This is a genomic window from Hymenobacter sp. BRD128, assembly GCF_013256625.1.
In the GTDB taxonomy this organism is placed as follows: Bacteria; Bacteroidota; Bacteroidia; order Cytophagales; family Hymenobacteraceae; genus Hymenobacter.
Window position 1 is genome coordinate 4,575,531 of record NZ_CP053908.1, and the last position, 22,886, is coordinate 4,598,416.

19 protein-coding genes and 2 pseudogenes are annotated in these 22,886 nt (G+C 58.8%); 15 read left to right on the forward strand and 6 right to left on the reverse strand.

The features are described 5' to 3' along the window. Positions 1-124: 124 nt before the first annotated feature. Entirely contained in the window at positions 125-1,246 is a 1,122-nt protein-coding gene (locus GKZ68_RS20260; protein WP_173118004.1) for an AI-2E family transporter, read from the reverse strand. 142 nt (positions 1,247-1,388) lie between these two features. Here GKZ68_RS20260 and GKZ68_RS20265 point away from each other — a divergent pair, with 142 nt between their 5' ends. From GKZ68_RS20265 to GKZ68_RS20290, 5 genes are all read left to right on the forward strand, one after another. Then, entirely contained in the window at positions 1,389-1,931 is a 543-nt protein-coding gene (locus GKZ68_RS20265; RefSeq protein ID WP_173118006.1) for a YMGG-like glycine zipper-containing protein, read from the forward strand. A gap of 97 nt (positions 1,932-2,028) precedes the next feature. After that, positions 2,029-2,505 carry a DUF4440 domain-containing protein gene (locus tag GKZ68_RS20270; RefSeq protein ID WP_173118008.1) on the forward strand — a complete coding sequence of 159 codons (477 nt, stop codon included), beginning with the start codon at positions 2,029-2,031 and terminating at the stop codon, positions 2,503-2,505. Positions 2,506-2,604: 99 nt separating this feature from the next. Then, positions 2,605-3,237: a hypothetical protein gene (locus GKZ68_RS20275; protein ID WP_173118010.1), complete on the forward strand. Its 633-nt coding sequence runs from the start codon at positions 2,605-2,607 to the stop codon at positions 3,235-3,237. Between the two features lie 211 nt (positions 3,238-3,448). After that, positions 3,449-3,892, forward strand: a complete 444-nt coding sequence (locus GKZ68_RS20285) for a DUF2750 domain-containing protein (RefSeq protein ID WP_173118013.1) — start codon at positions 3,449-3,451, stop codon at positions 3,890-3,892. A gap of 13 nt (positions 3,893-3,905) precedes the next feature. After that, positions 3,906-6,005, forward strand: a complete 2,100-nt coding sequence (locus tag GKZ68_RS20290; RefSeq protein WP_173118015.1) for a glycoside hydrolase family 97 protein — start codon at positions 3,906-3,908, stop codon at positions 6,003-6,005. 47 nt (positions 6,006-6,052) lie between these two features. Here the strand turns inward: GKZ68_RS20290 and GKZ68_RS22290 are convergent. From GKZ68_RS22290 to GKZ68_RS20310, 4 genes and pseudogenes are all read right to left on the reverse strand, one after another. Then, positions 6,053-6,217 (reverse strand): annotated as a pseudogene (locus tag GKZ68_RS22290) (mannonate dehydratase); the annotation flags it as partial. Positions 6,218-6,269: 52 nt separating this feature from the next. Continuing rightward, the gene (locus GKZ68_RS20300; protein ID WP_173118017.1) at positions 6,270-8,132 is read right to left on the reverse strand and encodes a glycoside hydrolase family 2 protein; all 1,863 of its coding nucleotides are present in this window, start codon (positions 8,130-8,132) and stop codon (positions 6,270-6,272) included. A gap of 188 nt (positions 8,133-8,320) precedes the next feature. Continuing rightward, entirely contained in the window at positions 8,321-9,988 is a 1,668-nt protein-coding gene (locus GKZ68_RS20305) for a formate--tetrahydrofolate ligase (RefSeq protein WP_173118019.1), read from the reverse strand. 152 nt (positions 9,989-10,140) lie between these two features. Then, on the reverse strand, positions 10,141-11,046 hold the full coding sequence (locus tag GKZ68_RS20310) for an alpha/beta fold hydrolase (protein WP_217275283.1): 906 nt from the start codon (positions 11,044-11,046) through the stop codon (positions 10,141-10,143). A gap of 365 nt (positions 11,047-11,411) precedes the next feature. Between GKZ68_RS20310 and GKZ68_RS20315 the strand changes: the two genes are divergently transcribed. Together GKZ68_RS20315 and GKZ68_RS20320 are read left to right on the forward strand one after the other, a co-directional pair. Then, entirely contained in the window at positions 11,412-11,693 is a 282-nt protein-coding gene (locus GKZ68_RS20315) for a transposase (protein ID WP_173118023.1), read from the forward strand. Continuing rightward, positions 11,690-12,556: an IS3 family transposase gene (locus GKZ68_RS20320; protein ID WP_173118025.1), complete on the forward strand. Its 867-nt coding sequence runs from the start codon at positions 11,690-11,692 to the stop codon at positions 12,554-12,556. The genes GKZ68_RS20315 and GKZ68_RS20320 overlap by 4 nt, the downstream gene beginning before the upstream one ends. Positions 12,557-12,644: 88 nt before the next feature. Here GKZ68_RS20320 and GKZ68_RS20325 read toward each other — a convergent pair whose 3' ends face one another. Further along, entirely contained in the window at positions 12,645-12,986 is a 342-nt protein-coding gene (locus GKZ68_RS20325) for a hypothetical protein (protein ID WP_173118027.1), read from the reverse strand. Between GKZ68_RS20325 and GKZ68_RS20330 the strand changes: the two genes are divergently transcribed. The 8 genes and pseudogenes from GKZ68_RS20330 to GKZ68_RS20365 all read left to right on the forward strand — a co-directional run bounded on the left by GKZ68_RS20330 (position 12,985) and on the right by GKZ68_RS20365 (position 22,608). After that, positions 12,985-14,463 (forward strand): DUF3375 family protein, encoded by a 1,479-nt coding sequence (locus GKZ68_RS20330; RefSeq protein WP_254244089.1) that lies wholly within the window; start codon positions 12,985-12,987, stop codon positions 14,461-14,463. The two genes, GKZ68_RS20325 and GKZ68_RS20330, sit on opposite strands and share 2 nt — an antisense overlap. 12 nt (positions 14,464-14,475) lie before the next feature. Then, complete coding sequence (locus GKZ68_RS20335; RefSeq protein WP_173118031.1) at positions 14,476-15,099, forward strand: DUF4194 domain-containing protein; 624 nt, start codon at positions 14,476-14,478, stop codon at positions 15,097-15,099. A gap of 30 nt (positions 15,100-15,129) precedes the next feature. Beyond that, a complete protein-coding gene (locus GKZ68_RS20340; RefSeq protein ID WP_173118033.1) occupies positions 15,130-18,618 on the forward strand; it encodes an ATP-binding protein in 3,489 nt (1,162 codons plus the stop codon). A gap of 15 nt (positions 18,619-18,633) precedes the next feature. Then, positions 18,634-19,878, forward strand: coding sequence for a Wadjet anti-phage system protein JetD domain-containing protein (locus GKZ68_RS20345; RefSeq protein WP_173118035.1), 1,245 nt, complete (start codon positions 18,634-18,636; stop codon positions 19,876-19,878). A gap of 902 nt (positions 19,879-20,780) precedes the next feature. Further along, positions 20,781-21,185, forward strand: a pseudogene (locus tag GKZ68_RS22845) (LexA family protein). Between the two features lie 253 nt (positions 21,186-21,438). After that, the gene (locus GKZ68_RS20355; protein WP_173118039.1) at positions 21,439-21,741 is read left to right on the forward strand and encodes a transposase; all 303 of its coding nucleotides are present in this window, start codon (positions 21,439-21,441) and stop codon (positions 21,739-21,741) included. After that, positions 21,738-22,241 carry a DDE-type integrase/transposase/recombinase gene (locus GKZ68_RS20360; RefSeq protein WP_173118041.1) on the forward strand — a complete coding sequence of 168 codons (504 nt, stop codon included), beginning with the start codon at positions 21,738-21,740 and terminating at the stop codon, positions 22,239-22,241. Before GKZ68_RS20355 ends, GKZ68_RS20360 begins: the two co-directional genes overlap by 4 nt. Positions 22,242-22,335: 94 nt before the next feature. Further along, entirely contained in the window at positions 22,336-22,608 is a 273-nt protein-coding gene (locus tag GKZ68_RS20365; protein ID WP_173118043.1) for an integrase core domain-containing protein, read from the forward strand. Positions 22,609-22,886: the final 278 nt, after the last annotated feature.

Sequence of the window (22,886 nt, forward strand, 5' to 3'; positions counted from 1 at the left end):
TTTGACTGCCCCGGTACCGGGCAGTCTTTTATATCCTTATCCTGAAACAATCGATTGACTGGCGGCGCAAGCCTAGGAAATTGGATAAAAGTCAGGATGCATTTTTGATGAAAATGACAAAATCTTACACGTTCTTGCCGGCAGCGAGCGGCCGGTTGCGCCGCCGGTCGGTGGCTTCTTCATCACCCAGCAGCCGGCCCCAGGGTTGCAGGCTCTCGATGCGGTCGAAAATGATTTTGAGGATGGCGATGATGGGCAGCGCCAGAAACATGCCCGCCACGCCGCCAATAGCGTTGCCTACGAGCACACCCACGATAGCCACCAGCGCATTCACTTTAATCTTAGATGCCACGATGCGCGGAATCAGAAAGTGATTGTCGACGAACTGGATAGCCATGTACACGGCTACTACCCCTAGCGCGTGGCCGTAGCCCGGCTTGGCCACGAAGGCCATGAGCACCGGCAACGCAATGGCAATGAGCCCGCCGATGTAGGGAATAAAATTGAGCAGCGCGCCCAGCACTCCGAGCAGCAGCGCATACGGAATGCCCAGCGCCAGCAGCCCCACCACATTGAGCACGGCCACGATGCCGCCCTCAATGAGCAGCCCCACCATGTAGCTCTGAATGGCGGCCTTACTTTGGCTCAGCACCTCGGCCACGCCGGTGTCGCGCCGCTGGCCCGAAAATACCTGGGTAAGAAAATCGACCAGCCGCCGCTGGTACAGAAACAGCAGAAAAATATAGACCGGAATGAGCGTAGCCACCACCAGCAGCCCCGACACGGCCGTGAGCGTGCCGCCCAGCAGGCCGGCGGCCCGGCTGCTGGCCTCGTTCACGTAGCTCATCAGCTTCTGGTTGGTGAGGCCGAAGCGGGCATTGAGCCACTGCGTAAACTGCTGACTGACTGCCAGTAGCTTGGCTTTGAATACCGGCAGCTCGCTGGACAGCATCAGGGCCTCGCGGTAGATAAAGTAGAGCAAGCCCAGCAGCGATGCCACCCCCAGCACCACCGTGAGGCCGATGGCCAGCAGCGGCGGCACCCGGTGCCGCAGCAGCCATTGCTCCACGGGATGCAGCATGATGGCGAAGATGGCCGCAAACAGCAGCGGAAAAATAAGGTCGGCGGCCAGGTGCAGCGTGAGCACCAGCAGGGCTAGCCCCAGCAAAATGAGCGGGGCCTTTACGTAGAGTGGAAAAATCAGCTCGGTGGGCTGCTTGGGAGTGGGTGGTAGGGGTGTCGTCATGGGGGCAATACGGGCGGAGGGGCTAGCCCGGCGAAACTAAGCGCCCGCCCGTGACAAAATCGTAACTAAGCTCAAGTATTCACCGTTACGGCACGGTGCTTGTTGATAGGCTAGTTGTTCTGTTGACTTTAGTTTTTTCGCCATGAAAAATATCCGCATTTTCCTCAGCTTTTTTCTGCTGGTGGCTGTGCTCACCAGCTCGCACACTGCGCAGGCCCAGCGCCGTTTTAGTCCGCAGGCCAAGGGCGCCGTTATTGGCGGCGGCAGCGGGGCTATCCTGGGTGCCGTTATTAACAAGCGCAACCGGGCCGTGGGCGGCCTCATCGGGGGCGTGGTAGGTGCCGGTGCCGGCTACGCCGTGGGCAAGCACATCGACAACCGCCAGAAAAAGCGCGCCGCCGCCATTGCCGCCATGGAGCGCGAATCGGCTTACCGCGAAGCCGCCAACCGCCGGGCCTACCTGGCTAGCCACTCGGCCACTGCTGCCACCCGCGAAACTGCCGTGCGCAGCTATGCGCCCGCTGCGGCTGCCGTAGCGGTGCCTGCTGCTACCGCCCTCGCGGCGTCTTCGGTTATTCCGGGCTACCCGGCGATGGCGACGGCCAGCGCTTACCTGCCCAACCAGGCGCCGGCCGACCCCTCTAACCCCTACGCTGGCACCGCGTATCGCCAGCGTAGCTGGTAGCTTGCCTTTTTCCGGCTTTGCCAAAACCCAGGCCGCCCGGCCTGGGTTTTTGGTTTCCAAGCTTGTTCTTTTATTCTTCTAAAACACCTGAACTATCATGCGTACTTCCCTGGCCCGCCTCGTTTTGCTGGGTGCCCTGCCGCTGCTGGCAGCGTGCAGCAAATCGGCCGATTCGGCCGCTACCGCCGCCACCAGCGCCGCCGACCTCGACCGGCAGTTTCTGACCGCCTGGAACAATAAGGACCTTGAAAAAACCCTCAGCTACCTCGCCGACGACGTGCAGTTCTTGCAGGGCAATGCCCACTTCAGCGGCAAGGCCGAGGTGAGCGACAAGTGGGTGCGCGCCACCCAGGGCAGCATCAGCAACCTGCGCACCAGCGTGGTGAGCGCCACCAGCACCGACAAGCTGGCCTACGAGGCCGGCACGTTCTCGGTCGATGTGCTGCCCGCTAGCCCCAGCCAGCCCGCCGGCGTGGGCCAGGGCAACTTCCTGCTGCTGTGGAAGCCCGCCGCCGATGGCACCTGGAAGCTGAGCTACGCCCAGCTTGAAGACCTGCCCGTACTGCGCCGCTAGGCTACCGCAGAAGCGTGCAACCTTTGTAAGCCGCTGGCCCCTGGTCAGCGGCTTTCGTATGTATAAAGCGTCGGCCAGCTTCTGGCCCGACTAAGCCCTATGATTTCAACCACGCACCCCAACCTGCCCGCGCCCGCCGACTTGCAACGCCTGTGCAAGGCGCTAGCCGTGCTCGACGCCATCAACTCGCCCGACTGGGAATACCGCTACTATTCCTACAACCCGGAGTGGGGCGAAAATGAGCAGGTGCTCGAAATGCGCGACGGCGAGGGCGACCAGCTGCTGGTGCTGTTTCGCCCTGAGGGCTGCGTCATCAACGGCTACGTGGAGGAATACGACCAGCCTGACCTGAAGCAGGTGACGCGCGGCCTGCCCGCCGCGTTCGATGATTTTATGTTTGGCGAGCCGGTGGCTTCCATTGGCACCACGTTTTGCCTCTGGTACACGCCGGCCCACGGCTGGCAGCACGGCGTGGTCGAAAACGAGGACGACGGTTCGGAAGAGTTGCTCTACATCTTTGATGGTCAGCCCGCTACCTACGCCGAGTGGGCCACCGAGTACTACACCGACGAAACCGATAAAAAGCCCGTGACGGCCGCCGCCGTGGCGCCCATCTACCAGCAAAAACCCGTGACGAAAGCCGCCGCGCTAGCCCTAGTCGATGAGGTAGAAGACTGGCTACTGCTGGCCACCGACCTGCAGGAAATAGGCTATCCGTACGAGTTCAACTAGGGGCCGCGCCAGTGCCAGCCAATTGCTGGCCCGAGGTGTGGGAGGGCCACGGCGGTACTTTTACCCTAGCCAGCGCGGAAGGCCGGTTTACGGAAGTGACGATTGCGCTGCCGGTGGGGTAGCTAATTAAGACCTGTAGTTTTGCTTATTACACTGGTTTACATAATTCATTCAAACGGCTTATAGAAGCGTGTTTTTTACATTTAACTAAATGGTTCAAGACGCGATAACAGTCGAGGCAAAATATCAAAAATTTGTCGAAAGAATTTGTGTTTCAGAAACTGTTTGGGGATTGCAAAGTGAAGCTGGGTGGGCAGTTTCTGAATCAAACGATTTTGAGGATACAGAGCTATTACCTTTTTGGTCTGACCGGGCTTATGCTGCTGCTTGTGCCAAAAATGAATGGTCTACCTATATCCCAACGCCAATACCGCTTGCTGAATTTTTAGAAAGCTGGTGTGTAGGTATTTATAATGATGGTGGATTAATAGCGACCAATATGGACGTGAATATGTTCGGCAGAGAAGTAGAGCCATTAGAACTCATATTGGAAGTTCTGAAGCAAGCTGATAAGATTTTTAAAGCACTAAGCTTTCGGGACTATGAAAGCCCGGAAATGCTTCGTAAGCAAGTTCAGACTATTTTAAAGACATAGACCTTTGTAAAAAATGAATTATAAGATTGTAGTAGTTTCGGCATTAATTTCTTCAGCAGGTAATTCTACCCATGCCCAAACCATTCACTCGCCCTCGGGCAAGCTAGCCCTGCGCTTTAGCCTGAGCGCGGCCGGCGAGCCGACGTACCAACTGAGCTACGGCGCCAAGCCGGTGCTGAAACCCAGCCGGCTAGGGGTGCTGGTGAAGGGCCAGCCCGGTTTTGAGCAGGGCCTGACGGTGGCGCGCGTCGATAGCAGCCAGCACGACGATACCTGGACGCCCGTGTGGGGCGAAACCAAGACCATCCGCAACCACTACCGCGAGCTAGCCGTGACGGTGCAGCAGGCCGCCGCGCCCCGGCGCCGGATGGTGCTGCGCTTCCGGGTGTTCGACGATGGGCTGGGCTTCCGCTACGAGTGGGCCGCGCAGCCGGGCTTCACCTACTTCGTGGTGAGCGGCGAGCGCACCGAGTTCAACCTGCCCGCCGACCACAAGGCATTCTGGATTCCGGGCGACTACGACTCTAACGAGTACGCCTACACTACCTCGCGGCTGAGCGCCGTGAACACCACGCCTATCAAGCCCATCGAGCTGCCGGCCGCGCCCACGCGGGTGCAAACGCCGCTCATGCTCAAGGCCGATAACGGGCTGTACGTCAACATTCACGAGGCGGCGCTGGTCAACTACCCGGCCATGATGCTGAACGTGGACACCAAAACCTTCGGCCTGGCTAGCCAGCTCGTGCCCGACGCCGTGGGCAACCTCGCCTACCTGCAAGCACCCGAGCACACACCCTGGCGCACGGTGGTAGTAGCCGACAACGCGCCCGCCGTGCTGGCCAGCAAGCTCATCCTCAACCTCAACGAGCCCAGCAAAATCGCCGATACGGGCTGGATTAAGCCCCAGAAATTCGTGGGCGTGTGGTGGGAAATGCAAACCGGCAAAGCCACCTGGAACTACGCCGACACCACCAACATCAAGCTGGCCGGCACCAACTGGAACAAGCTCAAGCCCAACGGCCGCCACGGCGCCAACACGGCTAATGTGAAGCGCTACATCGACTTCGCCGCCGCGCACCACATCCCCGGCGTGCTGGTCGAGGGCTGGAACGTGGGCTGGGAAGACTGGGTCGGTAACTGGAAGGAGGAAGTGTTTGACTTCGTGACGCCTTATCCCGACTTCGACGTGGATGAGTTGCGCAACTACGCTGCCGACAAGGGCGTCAACATCATCATGCACCACGAAACCAGCGGCTCGGTCACCAACTACGAGCGCCGCCAGGAAGACGCCTACAAGTTCATGAACGACCACGGCTACACCTCGCTCAAGACCGGCTACGTGGGCAAAATAATCCCCCGGGGCGAGCACCACGACGGCCAGTGGATGGTGAATCACTACCTGCGCACCGCCCAAAAAACGGCCGCCAGCCGCATTATGGTTGATATGCACGAGTCGGTACGGCCCACCGGCCTGCACCGCACCTACCCCAACTGGCTAGCCTGCGAAGCCGCTCGCGGCAACGAGTTCAATGCCTTCAGCGAGGGCAACCCGCCCGAGCACGAGACGATTTTGCCCTTCACCCGCTTCATGGGCGGGCCGATGGACTACACGCCCGGCATCTTCAAGCTCACCAACTACGAGCCCACCGGCCAGCGCCGCGTGCACACCACCCTAGCCAAGCAATTGGCGCTGTACGTGACGCTCTACTCGCCCCTGCAAATGGCCGCCGACCTGCCCGAAAACTACAACGCCCACCTCGACGCCTTCAAGTTTATCGAAGACGTGCCCGTCGATTGGGACGATACCCGCATCCTGGCTGCCGAGCCCGGCGACTACATCACCACCGTGCGCCAGGCCAAGGGCAAAGACGAGTGGTACCTGGGCAGCATCACCGACGAAAACGCCCGCACCCAGCCCATTAAGCTCGATTTTCTCACCCCCGGCCAGCGCTACGAAGCCACTATCTACGCCGATGGCAAAGGCGCCGACTGGCAGAAAAACCCCGCTAGCTACCAGATTACCAAGCAAGTCGTCACCAGCAAGTCGGCCCTCACGCTCAAGCTGGCGCCGGGCGGCGGCGCGGCCATCAGCTTCAAGCCGGTGAAGAAATAAGTGGTCAGTAAAACCGATGTAAACCCCGTCGGCATGAGAGGCGGGGGATTAGTGATGTGACGCTCAACGTCACCGGTACGGGTTTTGATATTTTCGTGCGCCAGCACGCTTTCCACCACGCTCCACGTGAGGCCCGCCTTAGCGAGCGAGGCCTGCCGCGCCCGGATTTCGGCCACCGGCCACACTTCACCATTCGGAATGTGGTGCAGCGCCCACTGATAACTGAGAGCTATAGGTTTATAGCTGCTTCAGGGATGGGAGCGCTCATTGCCCATCATATTTGCGGGCCTGCTGGCGGTAGTATTCCTGCAGCACAAAAAAGGCCTTTTTCTTCGTTCCAGTGCTCGAAATCAGGCCTTTGCGGTTGAAACCATTTTGGTACACCGGGTGCTGGCGGCGGGTGGCGCGGAAGTCGGTTAGTATCCAGGGCGTCATGCCGCGCAGGCCAGGAATGGTACCCAGCATCTTGAGCTGGTTTACGTAGAGCGCCTCCTGGTATTCCTCGCTCCAGCGGGTGTTGGCGTCGCCGTGGTAGCCGGCCAGCGCATCGCCGCCAAACTCGCTGATAATAACCGGCTTGTTGTATTTAATATCGAAGGTGTACTTCGTGATTTCGCCCGGCAGGCCGCCCCAGTACCAGCCGGCGTACTCGTTGAAGCTCGTCAGGTCAAGGTACTCGCCCAGCGGGTCGTCCACGTGCATCACGTTATCGGGCGTGCGGTGCAGCTCCAGGGCGGCGGCCACGAGGCGGGTGTCATCCAGGCTTCGCGCTTTTTTCACCAGGCTGGTCATGAAATTCAGGCGCGGGTCGCCGAGCGGCGTCTCGTTGCCCACCGACCACACCACTACGCTCGCCCGGTTTTTACCCATCGAAATGAGGTCGGAGAGCTGCGCCTCCGCATTTTGGTAGGTGGCGGGGTTTTCCCAGGCAATGGTCCAGTACACCGGCACTTCGGCCCACACGAGTAGGCCCAGCTCGTCGGCCAGCTTCAGCATGAGTTCGTTGTGTGGGTAGTGGGCTAGCCGCACGTAGTTGCAACCCAGCTCCTTCGCCCAGGTGAGCAGCATGCGCAGGTCGCCCTCGCCGCGCGCCCGGCCGGGGATGAGCGGGTTTTCATCGTGTATCGAAATGCCGCGCAGAAACGTCGGTTTGCCGTTCAGCAAAATATCCTGCCCTTTGGTCTGAATCGTGCGGAAACCGATGCGGTCCTGCACCGCATCGGCGCCGCTGGCTAGGCTCACGGCGTAGCGCTTCGGGCTTTGCGGCGACCACAGCTGCAACTTCTTGGCCGGGCAGCGAAAGGTGGCGCGGCCGGCCGAGTCAGTTTTCAGCGTCTGTTTAATACCTGTCTCGGCGATGGTGAGCGTCACCGTCTGGCTAGCCCGGCTGGCTCCGTTCAGCTGCACGTAGCCGGCCAGGGTGCCGGGGTCGTTTTTGGCGAGCTGCACCTCGTAGTCCTTGATGAAGGTGCCGGGCGCCTCGGCCACGAACACGTCGCGGGTGATGCCGCCGTAGTTCCACCAGTCGGTGTTGATGGTGGGCACGGCGTCGGCGTGGCGGGTGTTGTCGGCCTTCACCACCACGAAGTTGTCGCCGCTAGGGTCCAGCTTGCCCGTCACCTCGTACTGGATGGGCGTGAAGCCGCCGCGGTGCATACCCAGCTTCTTGCCATTGAGGTAGATGTGCGCCTCGTAGTTGATGGCCCCGAAATACAGGAAATACCGCTTGCCGGCGGTAGGCAGCAGCTTGAAATTCTTCTTCAGCCAGATGGTGCCTTCGTAATACAAAAGCTTGGGGTCCTGCGAGTTCCAGTCACCGGGCACTTGCAGGGCGGGCGAGTGGTCGAAGTCGTACTCAATCAGCTCGGGCTCCTGCGAGCTGCTGGGCTTCTGATTGTCGTAGTAGCCGCCCTTGCCGGTTTTCGACTGGTCGAATGCCTCGCGGCGGTAGTCGTAAAAGCCGTTTTCGTAGGGGTCGATGATGTAGTTCCAGCTGCCGTTGAGGCTGAGCACGCGGCGGGCCGGCGCATTCTGGATAAGGCCCGACTGGGCACGCAGGGCAATGGGACCAACAAAGAGGGCGAGCAGCAGAGCGGCCAGCCGGCTAGGCCAGGAGCGAAAAAGCATGGGTGGGAAAAGAAAATAACGCCGGGCCCAGACAGCCACCTGGCCGGTGCTGGTCAGCCGGTAAGCGTCCGGGCCCGGCGGGGTACCGAAGCGCGGCCGGGCACCCGACTAGTGCCAGGGACGCCGGGCCACGCCGAAAGGTTGCGCGGACTATTTTCAGCAATATCTGAACGCGTTAAGAATCATTGTTACGAGAGCCCGGTAATGACGCCCTCGTCGTCAATATCCATTCCCTCGGAGGCCGGCACGACGGGGAGGCCGGGCATTCGCAGCAGGTTGCCGAGAATAGGAATAACGAAGCCCGCGCCGGTTGCCAGCTCAAATTCGCGCACCGTTACCCGAAAGCCTTCGGGCCGGCCGATGAGCTTTTCATTGTCGGAAAAGGACTTTTGCGTCTTGGCCATGCACACCGGCAGGTGCGCGAGGCCCAGCCGGTTGATGCGCCGAATGTCAGCCTCGGCTTTCGGGCTGTAGTCGACCCCCGCCGCCCCGTAGATTTCGTGGGCAATCGTCTCAATCTTCGCTTTAATTGGCTGGTCCCACGCGTATAGGGGCCGAAAGTGATTGGTGCCGCTGGCAATGCTGGCCAGCACTGCCTCGGCCAGCTGCGTGGCCCCCTTGCCCCCGTCGGCCCAGCTGGTGCTGACTACCGCCTGCACGCCCCGCTGCTGGCATAGCTGCTGCACCAGGGCTATTTCCTCGGGCGTATCACTGCTAAAGGCGTTGATAGCCACCACGGGCTGGAAGCCAAACTTCTGCGCATTCTCAATGTGCTTGCCGAGGTTGGCAAAGCCGTGGGCGCAGCGGGCTACATCGGGTGTGTTAAGTTCGGCGGGCGTGGCCCCGCCGTGGTGGCGCAGCGCCCGGATGGTAGCCACCAGGACCAGCGCGGCCGGCGCCAGTCCCGCGTAGCCACACTTGATATCCAAAAACTTCTCAGCCCCCAGGTCGGCCCCGAAGCCCGCTTCCGTGACAACGTAGTCGCCCAGCGACAAGCCCATCTTGGTGGCTAGCACCGTGTTGGTGCCCTGCGCAATGTTGGCAAACGGCCCCCCGTGCACGATGGCTGGGTTGCCTTCCAGGGTCTGCACGAGGTTGGGCTTGAGGGCATCGCGCAGTAGGATGGTCATGGCGGCTTCCGCCTTGAGCTGGCGGGCATACACCGGCTCGTTGGCGTAGGTAAAGCCCACGAGAATGTTGCCGAGGCGGGCTTTGAGGTCGGCCAGGCTGGTAGCCAGGCATAGAATGGCCATCACCTCGGAGGCGGCCGTGATGTTGAAGCCGTCACTGCGCATCACCCCGTTGGCCTTGCCCCCGAGGCCGATGATGATATTCCGCAGACTACGGTCGTTTACGTCCATCACCCGCTTCCACAGGATGGTGCGCGGGTCGAGTTGCAAAGGGTTGCCCGGGGCCTGCAGCGCGTTATCGAGCAGGGCCGCCAGCAGATTATTGGCCTTCTCCACGGCGCTGAAATCACCGGTAAAGTGCAGGTTGATGTCCTCCATGGGGCCTAGCTGCGAGTGGCCCCCGCCAGTAGCGCCGCCTTTGGCCCCAAATACCGGCCCGAGCGACGGCTCGCGCAAGACGGCAATTGCTTTTTTACCGAGTCGGTTCAACCCGTCGCTCAGGCCAACGGACATGGTCGTCTTGCCTTCGCCCGCCGGGGTAGGGGTCAGGGCCGTTACCAGAATGAGTTTGGCGGTAGCTATTTTTTCGGGCGCAAGTAATCGCAGCGGCAGTTTCGCTTTGTACTTGCCATACAGCTCCAGGTCGTCTTCGGCGATGCCAAGCCGGGCCGCCACCGTTTGAATAGGAAGTAAAGGAGTAGATTGGGCAATCGCGATGTCAGTCATATAAGGGCGGGGCGGCTTGTTTGGCTGCTGTAACATCAGAGCCGCCGTTTTGTATGCGACCGGCCATGAGCAGACTCAAAAAGGATGCGGCAGGGGGCAGGCCGGAGTGCCTTAAAATTTTGAAGCAACCGGGCGTGCGGTATTTTGCGCCGCTAGCCCTCCTCGCCACCCGGCTGCGGGCTGGTGGGCGCCTGGTCCACGAGCGTGGTCAGCCAGCCCGCGATGTCGTGGTACACCCGGGGTTTAATTACTTCCTGCAGGATTTCGTGCCGCATACCAGGATAAAGCACGACGCGCACGGCCCGAAAGCCGGCCTGCTGCAACTGCCGGGCCACGCGCCGAACGCCCTGGCCGAACTCCCCCACCGGGTCATTTTCGCCGCTTACCAGCAACAGCGGGAGCGCCTGCGGAATGCGCGCGGGCCAGTGCGCCCGCGTGGCGCGCACCATGAGCGAAAGCAGGGTGTAGAACCCATTATTGGTAAAGGGAATGCCGCACAAAGGGTCTTGCGCAAACGCCGCGCGATTCGGCTGGTCCACGCTCAGCCACCGGGTAGCATCCGGAGGGCCGGGCTCCTTAAACTGACGGTTATTTAGCCACTCGAAAATGGCAGTAAGCAGCCGGGGCCGGCGCCGGGGAGCAGCCTTGTTGAGCACGCTCAGTAGGGCCCGCCCGAAGCCCGCCCCCGCCCGGCCCGCCGCCGTGCCCACCAAAACCGCCCCCTCAAACTGGTTTCCCGCCTGCTGAAGCAGGCAGCGCGCCACAAACGAGCCCATGGAATGGCCCAGCACAAAATGAGGCACCCCGGGAAACCAGCCTGCAACCAGCGCTGCCATTTGCTCCGCATCCTGAACAACCTGCTCGGCGGGGGCGGTGAGCTGGAAAAAGCCTAACTCCGCGGGGGTTTGGGCGGTGCAGCCGTGCCCAAGCTGGTCATAGGCCAGCACCGCAAACCCCTGTTGCGTCAGGTACCGGGCAAAGTCTGCGTAGCGCTGGCGGTGCTCCGCCATCCCGTGCAGCAGCAGCACGCTCGCTTTGGGCGGGCTATTGTCGGGCATAAATAACGTGTAGTGTAAGCCCGCGAGTTGACCTTCAGTTAGCATAGCATAGTAAATGACGCTAGGGAGCGCAGACCAGGAAGTGCCCGCGTGTTACTTGGGCTCGATGATAAGAGCTGCCCGCCGCCCGCCGCAACTGCCCGAAGCCAGACAATTAGCCAGGATAAAATTATATCTACTGACCCACCATACTATGACAACATTGGTTATGCTGACTTGTCGGATTTCTTTTACGTGTGGTTGCGCCGCTGCTTACGCCCTCAATATCCGCAGTTATTTTCTACCATTGCTGTTCCCAAAGCAGAAGAGTTGTGGTGAGGTGGTCTAACTGAGCGAGACAGAATTGGGCAGTACTTTTCTTCTCGATGGAAAAGCCCGACAAACGCCGCAAATATGATGCAGCTTTCAAAGCGGAGGCTCTACGCATGGCCAACGAAAGCCGCTCGACCCAAGCCGCTGCCCGGGCCTTGAATCTGAATCCCAAGCTACTCTATAAGTGGCAGCAGGATGCCCTGCCTGCCCTACCTAGCGACCCGGCCGAAGCGGCCGAGGTGCGCCAGTTGCGCGCCGCCAACAAGCGGTTGGCGCAAGAGCTGGAGATTTTAAAAAAAGCCATTGCCATCTTCAGTACCCCGCCGGCCTCGTGAGCCGTTATCAGTTCATTGACCAGCAGCGCGCTAGCTACCCCGTGCGCCTGCTCTGCCGGGTGCTGAGCGTGACGCCGGGTTGCTACTACGCCTGGTCGGCACAGGTAGCTACCCCACCGCAACCGGGTAGGGAGGTAAGCTGGGAAGCAGCCCTGGTACAAGCCTTTACGCACCACAAGCAACGGTACGGTACCCGCCGGCTGCGGGCCGAGCTCCAAGCCCAGGGCTACCGCGTCGGCCGCCAGCGCTTACGCACCGAACTGCGCCGTCGGGGACTGCGCGCCGTGCAGCCTAGGGCCTTTACTCCGTGCACCACCGACTCCACGCATGGGCTGCGCTGCGCCCCCAATCGGCTGCTCGACCAGCCCGCCCCGACCCATGCTAATCAGGTATGGGTCAGCGATATTACCTACTTACCCCTGGCCTCTGGGCAGTGGGCCTATCTCTGCGCTTTCCAGGACGCCTATACCCGCCAAGTCGTGGGCTGGCAGGTACTGGCAACCATGCCCGAAGAGCTGGTGACCAGCGCCTTACGCCGCGCCCTACTGGCTCGGCAGCCCGCCCCCGGCCTGCTGGTGCACTCCGACCACGGCGGGCAGTACTGCGGCAAGGCCTACCACGCCCTGCTGCACCGCCACGAAGCCGTGCGCTCGCAGAGTCGGCGCGGGGAGTGCCTCGACAACGCGCAGGCTGAAAGCCGGTGGTCACGACTGAAAACGGAGGAACTCGAACAGCGCGAGTGGCCTGTTTTTCGCGATTTAGCCGATGCCCAGCACAGCGTGGCCACGTATTTTGACTACTACAATTACGAGCGCCGCCACTCCGCACTCGCTTATCAGACCCCACAAGCCTTTTACTTATAGCAACTTAAAACGCTGTCCTAAACTGTCTTGCTTAACTGGACCACCTCAACACTAGCTTTAGTGCACAAGAGGGTACTGCTCCTGGTTATTAAAAGCCAAAAGCCGTAACTAAATACATTGGCACCGCTTCCTTAAATGCTCGAAAAGCTCGCACACAGTTCGAAGAAATTTTTGACGAAATAATCGCGGTACTCAACCAAAATCCTGATGCTACCATTGAGCTTTCACTGGATATTAAAGCCACTAGCCCAGCCGCATTTGATGAAAAATTAGTGCGCACGCTGCGCGAAAACAGTTCTGCGTTGCGCTTTACTTCGCAGCAGGTTGAGTAATCCCTGACCAGCATTTGTGCAGTAGCCGGAAGCGGCTCAATAGCAAGCCCGATTTTTTCATTATTTTTCGCCTGGTAACTTGCTATTCTCCGTTTCATGCCCAGCCCAGCCCATTACCAGCGTCTACTTGAGTCGCCAGGGCTGCGGCTGCTAAAGCTGGATTTGTCTCCGGTCCTGCTGGCCTTTTTACAGCAGGAATTTCGAGGCAGCGGAGGCGGTTCGGGTATCCGTCCCCAAGAGCAGTTGGTAGCGCAATTGGTGGAGTTGCTGCAGACCCATGCGCCCTTCCCCGACCCCGAGGAAGCTTCCGCTGCCGACGAGCAGACTAACGACCTAAGTACCCGGGCTCGCCGTTCCCTCATCAGTTGGACTAACCAGGGCTTTCTCATTCGCGGCCAAGACGATGCTGGCCAGGAGTGGTATGACCTGACGCCTGCCACCGGCCAAACCCTGCTTTGGCTCGATACCCTCGATAATCCGGCATTTGTAGCTACCGAGTCGCGCTTTCTCGACATCGTGCGCAAGCTGCAGGAGCTGGTGCAAAACAGCGCCGCCGACAAAGCCACCCGCCTGGCCGAGCTGCACCGCCGTCAGGCGCAGCTGGCAGCCGAGATTGCTGCCCTCGAAGCAGCCGACGAGTTGCCCACCTATACCGATAGCCGTATCAACTGGGAGGTGGCTAGCATCAGCCAATTAGGCAAGACACTACGGGAGGACTTTCGCACAGTGAACGAAAGCTTTCAGGCCCTCATCAAAAACCTCTACGAACGTCAGCTTCAAGGTACCGGCAGCCGTGGCCAAACGTTGGGTTTCGCACTCGATAGCCGCGAAACCCTCAAGCAACAAGACCAGGGCCGGAGCTTCTACACCTTCTGGGAGTTTCTGACCGACCCTGTGCAGCAAGACGAGTTGCACACCCTCATCACGGCCACGTACCAGCTCCTGCACGAGCGTAACCTACCCGCCGACGACTTTCTGCTACACCTGCGTGCCGAGTTATTCGACGCTGCGCAACTGGTGCGCGAGGCTAGTCTGGGCCTCACCGAGCGGCTACACCGCCTCATCACCGAGCACGATGCCGGGCAGCGCCAACGGTCACGGGTGGCCTACCTAGCCATTACGCAGCTGGCCCTGCAAGCCCGTCCTGCACCCCCGGCCGAGCTGCCAGCTCTCACAGTTGCCTCGCGTTTGCAGCTAGGCCTGCCGCTGTCGAAGGGCCTGCCCGATACCCTGCACGAGCCGCCTGCCCCGCCTGCTACCGTAGCCGCTCCGGCCGTGGCCCCCATACTGCTGGCCGACGACCTAGCTCAATTGTTTGCCCAACGCACCGTTGACCGTCGCCGTCTGGGTCGCAACATCGCTACCGTACTGGCTGCCCAGGGTGGCCAAGCTACTCTGCTCGAAGTCGTAGACCGTTACCCTTTGGAGCTGGGCTTGGCTGAGGCATTAGCCTACCTGGCCCTGGCCGCCCGCGAGACTCGCCACCAGATAGACGCGGCCACTACTGTATTGCTGCCGCTAGGGCTTGGGCATCCCCAGGCCCTGCGGGTGCCCCTTGTTACTTTTTTCGCTTAACCTCTGCCGCTCATGCCTGCCGGTTTGTCCTTCGCCCATATTGCCCGCCGCCTGCTGCGCGGCCCGATTTACAGCGACCAGGACCGCGACTGGCAAGCCCTCGCCGAGCATTTGCCAGCGCTACAAAGCTATTTCGGTAAGTTAGAGCTTCGAGTTCGGCTGCAAAATACCGATGGCTACGCTCTTCTGGAAGATGCGGTGCTGCTCACCGATGAAGACGATGCTGACCCTGTGGGACCAACCGAGCAGCTACCTCCTCTGCTACGGCGCGACAAGCTCAGCTACGATGTCACCCTGTTGTGCGTGCTGCTGCGCCAACGCCTCGATGACCACGACGCTGCCGGAACAGCCAGTAGCGGCGGCCGGCTCTACCTCACTCAGCAGGATTTATTTGATTTGTTGAACCCCTTTTTTAAGGAAGACACCAACCAGGTGCGCCGGACGGCTAGGCTCAAAAAAAGTGTGGATGGTACCGTTGCCCAAGGCTTCCTGGTGCAAACTCAAACCTACGCTGGCGAGGAAGGCCGTATCAAGTATGAGGTAAAGCGCATTCTCAAAGCCCGCATCGACAACGATGCGCTGGAACGATTTCAGCAGCAACTTAGCGACTACCTCGGGGCTGACACGACTGCTTAATCTACTGCGTACTGCCTCACTCATCGGGCTATGGATACTTTGTTTACCAATTTTTCTCTGCCTGCTGGCTTTCGGCTGCACTTGTTTGAGGTACTAAACTGGGGCACCTTCGATGGCTTTCACCGCGTCGAAGCGCACGGCCAAACCACACTGCTTACTGGCGCCAACGGAGCGGGCAAAACAACTTTGGTCGATGGGCTGCTGACCTTGCTCACGCCGCCCGGCCGCTTCTACAATCAATCGTCGGGCACCGAAACCCGGCAGGACCGTAGCGAGCGCACCTACGTGCTGGGCCACTACGGCCGCTCAGCCCAAGATGGCCACCTCGAAGCTCGTGCCGATGCCCTGCGCCAGCCCGGCTGTCACTCGGTGCTGCTAGCCTGCTTCCGTGATGAGCGAGGCGGCCAGGCTTTTACGCTGGCCCAGGTGCGCCGATTCCGGCCGCAGGGTGGGCTGAACGTCGATTTTCTAGCCATTCCGCATGCGTTAGGTATCGCCGAGCTAGGGGCGCTCGATGGAGCAGGAGAGTGGAAGCGCCGGGTGAAGCGTGAGTACGGTGGGCCACGTCCCATTCTTTTCGATGCTTTCAAAGATTATCGGGATGCATTACTGGGTGCCTTCGGAATGCGCACGAAAGCGCTCACGCTGTTCGGCAAGGCTGTCAGCATGAAGGTGCTGGGTAAGCTCGACCAATTTATTCGTGAGCACATGCTGGAGCCCGGCACGGCCGAGGAAGATTTCAAAAAGTTGCAGGTGCAGTACCAGCAGTTGCTGGAGTCGCATCAGGCGTTGGAAAAAGCCACTGAGCAGTTACGCCTGCTCGACCCACTGCCTGCTGATGCCGTCCGCCTGCGCCAGGCCGAGGCCCGCTTGCGAGAACTTGGCGAGGTGCGCAAGGCCGTCAGTTACCTGCTCACGCAACGCGAGCAAACGGCCCTGGAAGAGACTTACGATAGCCAGGCTGATAAATTGGCTACCCTCAATTTTCAACTGGAAAAGCAGACCGGCGAGTTGAAAAACAACCGCCAGCGGGAAAAAGAACTGGAACAAGCTGTTAAGCAGGATGATGCCAGTCACCAACTGGAATGGTTGAACGGTGAGTTGGAGAAACTGCAAACCCGCTTGGTGGAGCAGCAAACCCAGCAAAATGCTTATAATACGCTGGCTGGTACGCTGCGTTTATCCAGTTGCCCTACCGATGCGTCGGCCTTCGAGCTGCAGCGCGAACTGGTAGGCGACCAGTTGCGCGAAGCCAATGAAACCCTGACCGACACCGGCGAATTAGGCCGACAGGCGGCGCGGGTGCAGCAGTTGGCCGAGCGTCACGCCGAATTGAGCCACGAAGTGAAACGCCTGGAACAGCAGCCGCCTACCAATATTCCGCAGCGGGAGTTGGAATTACGAAATAAACTCTGCCAGCACCTCTATATTCCAGCCGACGAGCTGCCCTTTGTGGGTGAGCTATTGCGCGTGCGCGAAGATGCCACTGATTGGGAGCCGGCCCTGGAAAAGCTGCTCCACCGCTTTGCCCTGCAGCTAATAGTGCCAGAAGCGCACTATGCAGACCTAACGGCTTATGTAAACACCACCAAACTAAATGCGCTACTGGTCTATCAGCGGGTAGCAGCTGAGCCACTAGTACTAACCGGCAGTCGCCAGGCCGCGCCAGCAGCGCGCACCGTAGCCACCAAGCTGATTGTGCGGAAGGATAGTCCGCACCGCGACTGGCTCGACCAGCAGCTACGCACGCGCTTTCCGCACGTGTGCGCCGAAAACCAAGCCGAACTGCAGCGCCTCGACCAGGCCTTAACTCGTGAGGGATTGGTGCGCAACCGCAGCGAACACCGCAAAGATGACCGCTCCGGCCATCGCAACGCTGCTGAGTATGTGCTCGGCTGGGAGAGCGGAGCCAAACTGCGCCGCTACCAGGAACTATTACTCGATGCCACAAACGAGTACGATACTGTGCAACAGGTACACCAGCGCTACTTGAGTAAACGTCAGGCAAATCAAGCAACCCGCGACAGGCTTTATGACTTGTGCAAATTTGATGATTTCGCCAAGCTGGACGTTCCCACTACGCAGGAAAGTATTGCCCGTCGCGAGCAGGACCGCCACGACTTGCTAAACAGTCCTGGTACCGAACAGCTACGCAGCCTGCAAACCCAACTCGACGTACTAGTAGCCCGCAGTAACTTTCTCGAATTAGAGCAGAAAAGGGACTTGAAACGGAGTGGCGCGCTGGAAGAAGAACTTGATAAGTTACGAGCGAGGATAGATGAATGCCAAACGGAGTTGCAAAAATCTAATTCTCCTACTGCTCTCGTGATTGAGGCCGCAGCAACGTATCTACCGGCACTAGAGGCACCTTCCAATTCAGTTTCTGCCGTTGAGCGTTTAAGGGCGAGTGTTATTGCCAAGGTTGATGCCGACCAAGAGCAAACTAAACAAACAAAGGAACAAGCTGGGGCAGCTGTTAGAAGAATCATGAATTCTTTCGCAAATCCCAAGCTTGAGGTAAGCCGTCGTTTCCCTGACTGGTCGGCCGACGTACCCAGCGGCAATGCCGACCTCGACGCTCTGGACGACTACCTGCAAGTACACCAGCGCATCACGCAGCAGGAGCTACCGCAGCAGCGCCAGAAATTTGAAAAATACCTGCGCGAAGAAACTGCCGATGGGATTGTGGCCTTTCGCGAGGCCTTGCAAAAGCAGGAGCGTGAAATCAAGCAGTACGTGGCTGAGCTGAATAGCTCCCTGCGCGGCATCACCTTCAATCACCAGCCTGCACCCACGTACATCAAGCTGATGCAGCGACCCACGCCTAACCAGCGCGTGCGCGACTTCCAGCATGATTTGGTACAAGCCGTGCCCGACCGTCGGGGCATCCAGCAAGACCCTGCCGCCCAACAGCAAGCCTTCGAGCGTGTCCAAACCTTGCTCGAGCGCCTGCGCCAGGAGCCAGAGTGGCGGCAGCAAGTCACCGATGTGCGTGAATGGTCAGTCTTTCAAGCCCAGGAATTCTTTCAGGCTGATGAGCAGCCTGTACCCGGCAAGCTCTATGATGGTTCCGGTAGCTTGTCTGGCGGCGAAGCAGCCCAGCTTACCTACACTGTATTAGGGGCCGCCCTTGCCTATCAGTTTGGCCTCAACCGCCAGCAGCAGGGTGGAATAGGCGGGGGACGTTCGTTCCGCTTCCTGGTAGTCGACGAAGCTTTCAGCAAGCTCGACCCCGACAAGTCGCGCTACCTTATGAAGCTGTGTCAGCAACTGCACCTACAAGTTCTTGTCGTGACGCCCGATGATAAGATTACCGTAGTCGAAGACTTCATCGCCGCCTGTCATTACGTGATGTGCCGCGACAAGAAGCATTCCTTTGTCCTTAACCTAGCCAAGGAAAAATACCAGGACCTACGCCAGCAGTTCGCCGATGGCCTGCTGAGCGACGTGGCCGGACTAGAAGTAGTTTCGTTGCCGTTGTCGACGACTACCAATATGCCTCCATTGCCACTGAACTAATCATATTTTGCCTGCATGCTTACCCTGGCTGAATTGCGCCGCAAGGCTGAAAAAAAATACCTGGCTGCTCTACGGGTCAGTTTACCTTTGGAAGTCAAGGGGCTCAGCGAGGCTTCAGCTACCGACGCGCAGCCTACCTTATTTCCGCTGCATATTTCCTGTGGCAAACTCACGGAGGCAGAAGTAAGCGGCGGCAAATGGCTGCATACCATTGCCCAACTGGAAAAGTACGCCCAGCCAGCTGGCCGCTCGGGCTACACTTTGCGCCAGGAACGGGTGAACACTCGCACTAGCCAAGCTTGGCAAACCCTGCCCCAAGAGGCCATATTCGCTACTCCCAATGACCTATTTGCTTTCCTAGGCAAAACCAAGGAAGCTGCCCATTTTCAGCAAGACGCGGCCTTGGTGCTAGCTCGGTTGCCTCAACTCAGCAAATGGCTCCAGCAGCATCCGCAAGTTGTGCTCGACCAGGTGGGAAAGTGGGAAAGCCTACTGCGCGTGTGCGAATTCTTTCTCGCCGCTTCAGCTGACTCCGCAGCCCCGCAACGCTACCTGCGCGAACTGCGCATCGAAGGCATTCATACGAAGTTTATCGAACAGCATACCCGTCCCCTACGCCTGTTACTTGATGAATTACTTCCCTCGAATGCCCTGCGCTATCAAGAAGCGAAGTTTTTGCGGCGCTATGGCCTGCGCGAGGCCGAGCCATTAGTACGCCTCCGTCTGCTCGATGAAAGTCTGACTGACAGCTTGCCCTTTCAACTCGATGATGTAGCATTGCCAGTCAGTAAGTTTCGTGAGTTGGCGGTGCCTTGCCAAACTGTCTTTATTGTAGAAAACCTGACCACTTTTTTAGCATTACCACCACTTCCTGCCACAGTAGCAGTCTGGGGCAAAGGTTTTCAGGTAGGAGTTTTAGTAGGCTCTGCCTGGGCTATCACTCGCCGAATACTCTATTGGGGAGACCTAGATGCAGCGGGCTTTCAAATTCTAAATCAACTACGGGCGCACTTCTCCCACGCCCACGCGGTGTTGATGGATGCCGCTACACTAACCCGCTATATTAATCATCACAGCCATCCCTCAAAGCCCGTTAAACCTCAACTATTAGCTCATCTGACATATTCTGAGAAAAAAATATTTGATTATCTAGTTTCATCCAACCTGCGCTTAGAGCAAGAACATTTGCCCCAAGAAGAGTTGCTGGCTGCATTATCGCACTATTATGTTTCACAAGAAATTAAGAATAAAGCTTCCTAAGCAGTTCCTGCCGCGCATAGTCGCTCAGCTTCCATGCTTCCCGCGGCCACTTACCCTCAAACTCGGCCCGTTTCTGTAAGTGAGACAAGTAGGCATTCGTTAACCAGGTTGTAACGATAGATGAATTACATCCTTACCCTTTAAGCACTCATATTCAATGCTATACACGTAGGACGTTCCCCCATCAGCAAAAGCGCTTAGGAAAGGCAGTGCTACACCTTCGCCAACTCGTGGCGTCACCGCCAATCGACACCGCACCTCACTCACCTCCCCCTGTCCAGGCACATAAAGCACGTGCTCGACATCGGTAAGCTGCAGCACATCCGCATCCTTGGCAATCAGTGCCAGAAAGTCCGCGTAAAGCGCATCCAGCCACTGCCGGTACACCACCGCGCTGATGCCTAACTGCTGCTGAATAGCCTTGCCAGTCGGTATCTTTCCTTCTGGGTCTATTGTCAGAATTGCCTCAATCAGCGGCCCATAAGCTTTGCCGCCCTACTGCATTTTCAGCATAGCCGGTTTCACCTGCGCCAGGTTATGGAGCATTCTCGATGCCTCCATCGGCTCTTTTTGTGGTGCTGCAATGCGCTTCATAGTAGTAAAATAAGCCAGGATTTTCGGCCTTGCATTAGCCGTGCTGCTACTTGCCCAGGTGCTATGTTGAATGGTAAGTTATTAAGCGTATGCTTGTTCTGCTCCGTTCAATAGCACACCGCTACCAGATATTTATTCGTCTTGCTGTTCTACTACATCATTGAAATGCTATTGTAGTTGGAAGCCTCGTGACTAACATTATTAGTATAAGTGGCGTTTATTTGTAGCCCCAATATCCTTTGTCCATAATCGCCCACCCTATGTGCACCGTCGATATTTTACAAATTATTCAGGAGCCCGCGTGGCTCATGCTTTGCGAGACCCCAGTTCCAGCAGGCTTTCCCATCCCGCCCGAAGACTACTGCGGCCCCAGCGTCGACCTCAACCAGCTCCTGTTGCCGCGCCCCGATTGCACGTATCTAGCTTGCGTCAAAGGCGACAGCATGGACGGCCCACCCTCCTATATTCGGGACGGAGCTTTCTTAACGGTCGACTGCTCCCTCAAGCCCGAATCAGGCAACCTCGTCGTGGCTGCCATTGACGGAGAATTCACCGTCTAGCGTCTCAAAAAGCGCGGCTCAACGTTCTGGCTGATTCCCGACAATCCCGACCACCAGCCCATTGATATTAGCCTGCTCGGTAAGGATTTCGAGGTGTGGGGCGTGGTCACCAACGTCATCACAGATACAGTTAGCCGCCCCCGCCGCATCTGACAGCACTACTAATTCTTGCGACACTGTCGCTAGAATCTCTCACTGGCCAACACCTATCATGCCTACTGAAGCCTATCGGAATATCTTAGCCGACGCTGTTGCCAAACTGCTAGATATTCGTGAGCTGCTGTTCGATGCCACCTTTCAGGTAGCCGTTACCAACGAGCTCAAAGAATGGTCTGATAGCATTCCAGTAGGGGAGTGAGGTGGTCGAGTAAAAACAGACAGTGGCAAGTCTTACCTTCCACTGCTCATGCCCGACAAAATACTTCCGAGCGGCCCGCTGCTGACCCGCAAAAAATATACACCCGCCTTTAAAGCAGAGTGCGTGCGCCAGGTGGCCGCTGGGGCCCGGCAAACAGACGTGGCCCGCGCTCAGGGCCTTTCCCCCGCCTTGCTTAGCCGCTGGCAGCGCCAGGCGTTGGCCGAGGCCGTGCCCAGCAGTGCAGAACGCGATGAAATTAAGCGCTTGCGCGCCGAGCTTAAACGGGTGGAACAGGAGCGCGATAGTTTAAAAAAAGTCGTGACCATTTTTGCGCAACCGCCTCAGTCATGAGTCGTTACCAATTCATCGAGCAGGTAGCGCCCACAGAGCCCGTGCAGGTGCTCTGCCGCGTGCTACACGTCAGCCCCGCCGGCTATTACCAGTGGTTGGGCCGGGCAGCGCGGCCCACGCCCAGTTGGGAGCCCGCCGCCACCGCCGCCTTTTCGCGTCATGCCCAGCGCTACGGCACGCGCCGCTTGCGGGCAGAGTTACGGGCCGAAGGGCACGCTGTCGGGCGCTACGCGCTGCGCAGCTGGCTACGTCGGCGCGGCCTGCGAGCGCTGAGCACCCGGCCGCAGCGCCCCCGCACCACGGTGGCTGACCCCGCGGCCGTCGTGGCCGAAAACCTGCTCCTTGGCCAGCCCGCGCCTACCGCGCCCAATCAGGTCTGGGTCGGGGCTATCACCTACCTGCCCCTCGTCGGCGGGCGCTGGTGCTACCTGGCCACCTGGCGCGATACCTGCTCGCGGCGCGTGGTGGGCTGGCACTTCGACCACCAAATAATCAAATAGATGGTAATCAAGTACATATAGCAAAACCCTGACACTGCGTCAGCCAGCCCCTGGCCTGATTATCCACGCCGACCGCGGCAGTCAATATACCAGCGTGGCTTGCCGCACGCGCATCAAAAAAGCCCAGGCACTGGCCAGCTTTAGCCGGCCGGGCAACCCCTACGATAATGCCCAGGCCGAGGCCGGCTGGAGCACGCTCAAAACCGAACTGCTGCCGCATGGCGGCGCGTTTGCCAGTCTCGAAGAAGCCCGCTTGGAGGTCGCCTACTACCTCGACACCTACTTTAACCTCGACCGCCGCCACTCCGCGCTCGGCTACCGCTCCCCGCACCAATTCGAACGCGACTTCCAAACCAGTTTATCTTAGTACACTGTCCGTTTTTACTGGACCGCCCCACCTTCGGCAAGTGCTGGAGCATAGCGCACTAGCTTACAGGGCTTAGCTTAGTAAAATAGCTCTACGACAGCTTATTATGGGCTACTTGTAACCAAGTGCAAAGAACCCAATTGGGTCGTTCAATCCACCTCGGCAATGATGCTAGCAACCTAGCCATTCGGCCCGCTCCCAAGTAGCGGGCAGTTTTATTTTACTTGGTTTTCTGAATGACAGTAGGCCCACGCAGTAAAAACGAGTATCGGAATTTA